The sequence below is a fragment of the Prevotella sp. MGM2 genome (genome assembly GCF_002933955.1).
Lineage (GTDB): Bacteria > Bacteroidota > Bacteroidia > Bacteroidales > Bacteroidaceae > Alloprevotella.
This window is the reverse complement of record NZ_BEWW01000105.1, coordinates 1-5,368: the sequence shown is the minus strand read 5'-3', so window position 1 is coordinate 5,368 and position 5,368 is coordinate 1. Positions and strand designations below refer to the sequence as shown.

Sequence of the window (5,368 nt, the reverse complement as noted above, 5' to 3'; positions counted from 1 at the left end):
CGGACTTTTCATATTCTCCCTGTTACGGCCTGTATTTCATGTCCTGAAAATGTTTCGAAAGGTTAAAAATGTTAAAGTCAAACAGCCATTCCTGATAATGGAAAAGGATTTTCATTCCCCATCCATTCCCTATTTGCGGCTTTGGATATATATTTCACGTTTGTTTGACTTAAAAAGCGTACCTTTGTGCAGCAAGTACGAAAATACAATGGTAAGCGTGACTATACATTGTTGAAAAACAAATATTTCACGGCATCTGCCCCGTATTGCCCTCAATATTTAAACCAAGAAACATCCTGTTATGCCCGAAACTTCAAAAATGATTTCCGATTATTTTCCCGGACTGACCGACACACAATGTCGGCAATTCGACGCTCTCGATGCTCTTTACCGAGATTGGAATGCCAAAATCAATGTCATCTCGCGTAAGGACATCGACCACCTTTATGCCCATCACGTGCTCCATTCGTTGGGCATAGCCAAGGTTATTAACTTCCGCCCGGGAACCACCATCATGGATGTGGGGACAGGAGGAGGTTTTCCGGGCATCCCCTTGGCCATACTTTTTCCGGAATGCCGGTTTCATCTGGTAGACAGCATCGGAAAAAAAATCAAAGTGGCCACAGCTGTGGCCGAGGCCATAGAATTGGAAAACGTGACAGCAGTACACCGCAACGTAATGGAGGAAAAGGAAAAATTCGACTTTGTCGTATCGAGAGCCGTAATGAATTTGTCGGAACTGGTAAAACTCGTCAGCAAGAACGTTCACCGCAAAGGACGCAACGCCTTGCCCAACGGCGTGATATGTCTCAAAGGCGGCGACCTGCACGAAGAATTACGCCCTTTCAAGCACAAAAGTGAAACATGGGACCTTGGAGATTTCTTTAAGGACGAATTTTTCCAAACTAAAAAAGTGGCCTACGTGGCTCTATGAAGAAACCCTCTTGGCAATGCCTGCGACCTGCGCGCCGGCATTGCCTCAGAAAACAACGAAATGACATGACAAACAACTTGACACTCAAAACCTTCACGGTCAATTTCATAGAAGAGAATTGCTATGTGCTGAGCGATGCCACGCGCGAGGCCGTTATTGTAGACTGCGGCGCCTTTTTCCCAGAAGAACAGGCTGCCATCCGCCAATATGTGGAAGAACAGCAGCTTGACGTGAGGCATCTCCTGTGTACACACGGGCATTTCGACCACGTCTTCGGCGTTCAGTTCATTCACGATACTTATGGCATTCTGCCCGAGATGTGCGTTGACGAAGTGGACACTTATCGCCATTCCGGCGAGCAAATGCGGCAGTTTCTTCATCGTGACCTGCCACTCTCACTGCCGGAACCAGGAACAACATTTACCGAAGGCGATGTCATCACCTTCGGCACACACACGCTTCGTATCATTGCCACACCGGGACACACTCCCGGCGGTGTATGCTTTTATTGCCCCGAAGCCGGCATACTGCTCAGCGGCGACAGCCTGTTCCGGCGCGAAATCGGCCGGTGCGACCTTCCAGGCGGCAGTGAACCAACACTCGTTAAAGCCCTGAAAGACAAAATAGTCAACGCATTGCCAGCCGACACCACAGTCTATTCCGGACACGGCCCCGCCACTACCGTTGGCGAAGAGCGACAGGAAAACTATTACCTGCAATAAATGAGGCGTAAACAAGCGCTATGGCATCACCTAAAAGAGGATGAAAAGCAAAAACCCATAGCTTAGATTTCCGTATTCCGCTCATTTGCACTATCTTTGCACCGCCTTCACCGGCAAACAACGATGAAAACCACCCTCCTTACCTGCGCAGAGGCGCTGCATTTACACGGGTATTGTATCACACTTTAATTATATATGGCACTTTTATTTTTATATCTTTTTGTGGCGTTGGGCATCTCTTTCATGTGCTCCGTACTCGAAGCCGTACTGCTCTCGTCGCCCATGTCGTTTATCTCCATGCTTGAACAAGAGGGAAAGAAAGGCGCGGCGCTGCTCAAAAAGTACAAACAGAACATCGACCGGCCCATCTCAGCCATTCTTTCACTCAACACGATAGCCCACACGGTAGGTGCGGCCGGCGTGGGAGCACAATCTCTTGAAGTATTCGGCAACGAATACTTTGCCGCAACATCAGCCATACTGACGCTGCTCATCCTCATTCTCTCCGAAATAATACCCAAGACCATCGGCGCCGCCTATTGGCGGCAAATAGCCATTCCGGCTGCGCGGGTCATACACATGCTCGTGTTCATAACCTACCCGCTGGTGGTACTATCCGAACTAGTTACCCGCATCTTTGCAGGCAAGAAACAAGCCGTCAGTGTCAGTCGCGAAGAAGTATCGGCCATGGTCACAGTGGGAGCGGAAGAAGGCGTGTTTGAAAAAAAGGAGAACCGCATGATACAGAACCTGCTCAAACTCGACGACATTACCGCCCGCGAAATAATGACGCCCAGTTCTGTGGTCGAAATGGCTGAAGAAAGCATGACACTCGGGGAATTCTACAAAAATGACGCTTTCCGAAGTTATTCCCGCATACCGGTCTACAATATCGAGAACGATGACTACATCATAGGTTACGTGCTGCGTCAGACCATTCTCGAGAAACTCTCGGAAGATAAGTTCAACATGCGTCTTTCCGACATCCTGCGCCCTGTACTCACTTTCTCCGAAACCGAGTCGGTATCCGATGTATGGGAAAAGCTTTTGGCAAAGAAAGAGCACATTTCCGTCATCATAGACGAATACGGCTGTTTCCGTGGCATTGTAACCATGGAAGACGTCATAGAGACGATGCTCGGCACGGAAATAGTCGACGAAAAAGACACCGTAACCGACATGCAGGAACTGGCACGTGAAAAGTGGCAGGAACAGCAGGAGCAACAAGAACAGCTCTAAGAAGTCGACCTATGAAGGTTTCAGAAGCCATAGGGTCTTTACACAACCGAAATTCCTGTATTCCCTATATAATAAGGACTACTGCCGGTTCAGGCTTACCGTTGCCTGAACCGTTTTAACGATATGACTTTCTCTCTTTCCTTCATATTAATTTTATATTTAACAATTACATGTTTCCACAAACATTATTGAAAAAGGAAGCGCCGGTGACTTTCTGTCATTTCAGCCGTAAGGGATATGCTCTCTTTGCATGTCTGGGACGCGAGGTGCGTATTGGTGTGCTTGGTGTTGCCACTTTGGGCAGCGCTGTGCCATGTTTGGCGGCGCAATCCGCTTATTGCACCAATGCCGCTGCCGACGACTCTGTGACGGTGAAAGCCGAGGATACCGATTCAGCCCTATTGCTGGGCGAAGCTGTTGTATCCGCCTCGCGCGCTCCATTGGGTGCCGGCCTGGCTGCCCGACAGGTGACCACACTGACCCGCAGTGATCTTGCTGCGGCGGGTGTCACGAGTATTAACGACGTTCTTAAACTGACCGCGGGAGTAGATGTCCGGCAACGCGGTGGGTTTGGTATTCAAACGGACATAAGCATTAATGGCGGAACCTTTGACCAAATTGCTATTCTTGTCAACGGCATATCCGTCAATAATCCACAGACAGGCCATAATGCGGCCGATTTCCCCCTTAACATTGATGACATAGAGCGTATCGAGGTGCTTGAAGGAGCAGCTTCGCGCCTTTATGGCAGCCAGGCGTTCAGCGGGGCCATCAACGTGATTACACGAAACGGCGGCTCGCCTCTTGAGGCAAGTGTGTCAGGTGGCAGTTATGGCACGATTATGGCTTCGGCACGGTCGGCGTGGTCTTTATCTCCCCGTTTGCAGACTTCGGTCAGCGGCAGTTTCCAGCGTTCAGACGGAGCGGTGAAGAATGGAGATTTCGCCGGTGGCAAGATGTTTTGGCAAGGACGTTATGAGGACAGTGCGTTCAGGCTGGACGCTCAGGCCGGCATGACGGCCAATGACTTCGGTGCCAACACTTTTTATTCTGCCGCTTATCCTAACCAGTGGGAGTCATTGCGCCGCTATCTTATTTCGGTTAAAGCCGAAACTAAAGGCAAAGTCAGACTGACGCCCTATTTGTCGTGGCTGCGCAATGCCGATCATTACCAGTTGGTGCGCAATACGCCCTCAGGAGAGAATTTTCACCGCAGCGATGTCTATACCGCCGGTTTAGGCGCATGGACTGCATGGCGGCTAGGCCGTACCGCTATCGGAGCGGAAATACGCGAAGAAGGCATTTACAGCTCGAGCCTCGGACGTGAGATGGAGCCTTCACTCCATTTCCCCGTGCGTGGCGAGGAAGGTATTTTCTACACCCGCCACGATGCCCGTACCAATGTCAGCTACTTTATGGAGCATAACGTCTTACTCCGGCGCTGGACATTGTCTGCCGGTGTGATAGCCGACCGCAATACATCAGTAGGCCGCGGTTTCCGGTTCTACCCTGGAGTAGATGTGAGTTTCCGTCCCGTTGCCAGCTGGCGGCTCTACGCTTCGTGGAACAATTCCATGCGCCTGCCCACCTTTACGGACCTATGGTACAAAAGTCCCACTCAGGAAGGCAACGTTGACCTCCGTCCCGAGGAATGCTCATCGTTCAGAGCCGGAGCAGACTACACGTCACGTGTGGTAGAGGCCGGTGTGAGCTTGCATTTCAACCGTGGCACGAACATGATAGACTGGGTGATGCGCTCTCCTGAGGACATCTACCATGCCACGAGCTTTGAGCTTGACAACATGGGAGCCTCGGCATCGGCGGTTATCAACTGTGACGAATGGCTGGGCCGCAAACAGCCGCTACGCCGTCTCACGGTGGCCTATGCCTATCTCTACCAGCACCGCCGTTCAGGCGAAGACTACTATAAGTCGAACTACGCCTTGGAATATCTGCGCCACAAGTTCACAGCTACGCTCTCACACCGGATTATTGGTGGGCTCTCGGCTTCCTGGACGCTACGTGTCCAACAGCGTGAAGGCGCCTATCTGCTCTATCTTGACGGGCAGTCCACCGGCCAGCTGCAACCTTATGGCGCACATGCGCTGCTTGACTGCCGCCTGCAATGGAACATACGCCGTTATGACTTGTTTTGTGATCTGACCAACCTCACGTCACACCGTTATTACGATTTGTCAAACGTGCGCCAGCCGGGCTTTATGTTGATGGCCGGGGCCAAGGTTCGTTTGTAACACTCCGATTTTTTTACCGGGATTTCAAATGTGAGAGAGAGAAAGTAAAAAACAGTTCTGATTAAGAACAACAAAAAACTCAAAGGTCAGCTTTTACCCGGTGAAGCTGGCCTTTTTTATTTTCCTGACACTCCTGCCTCAGACAAGTATTTTGACAACTTTAGAGCCTTTCCGACTTTAACATATTCACCTTTTCATTACATTTTCCCAGGCCATAAATC

The 5,368-nt window shown here is 50.4% G+C and carries 4 protein-coding genes; all 4 read left to right on the top strand.

What is annotated here, in order from left to right; genetic code table 11:
- Positions 1-301: 301 nt before the first annotated feature.
- The 4 genes from rsmG (at position 302) to C5S62_RS02340 (ending at position 5,147) form a co-directional block, all read left to right on the top strand.
- Positions 302-934 carry a 16S rRNA (guanine(527)-N(7))-methyltransferase RsmG gene (rsmG, locus tag C5S62_RS02355; protein ID WP_104403899.1) on the top strand — a complete coding sequence of 211 codons (633 nt, stop codon included), beginning with the start codon at positions 302-304 and terminating at the stop codon, positions 932-934.
- Positions 935-999: 65 nt separating this feature from the next.
- Entirely contained in the window at positions 1,000-1,656 is a 657-nt protein-coding gene (locus C5S62_RS02350; RefSeq protein ID WP_104403900.1) for an MBL fold metallo-hydrolase, read from the top strand.
- A 195-nt stretch (positions 1,657-1,851) separates the two neighbouring features.
- Positions 1,852-2,895: a CNNM domain-containing protein gene (locus C5S62_RS02345; RefSeq protein ID WP_104403898.1), complete on the top strand. Its 1,044-nt coding sequence runs from the start codon at positions 1,852-1,854 to the stop codon at positions 2,893-2,895.
- A 188-nt stretch (positions 2,896-3,083) separates the two neighbouring features.
- Positions 3,084-5,147, top strand: coding sequence for a TonB-dependent siderophore receptor (locus C5S62_RS02340; protein WP_223301110.1), 2,064 nt, complete (start codon positions 3,084-3,086; stop codon positions 5,145-5,147).
- Positions 5,148-5,368: the final 221 nt, after the last annotated feature.

What these genes read in the sequence shown, in the direction of transcription:
- rsmG (WP_104403899.1), top strand. Translation starts at nt 302, where the DNA reads ATGCCCGAAACTTCAAAAATGATTTCCGATTATTTTCCCGGACTGACC.
- C5S62_RS02350 (WP_104403900.1), top strand. Translation starts at nt 1,000, where the DNA reads ATGACAAACAACTTGACACTCAAAACCTTCACGGTCAATTTCATAGAA.
- C5S62_RS02345 (WP_104403898.1), top strand. Translation starts at nt 1,852, where the DNA reads ATGGCACTTTTATTTTTATATCTTTTTGTGGCGTTGGGCATCTCTTTC.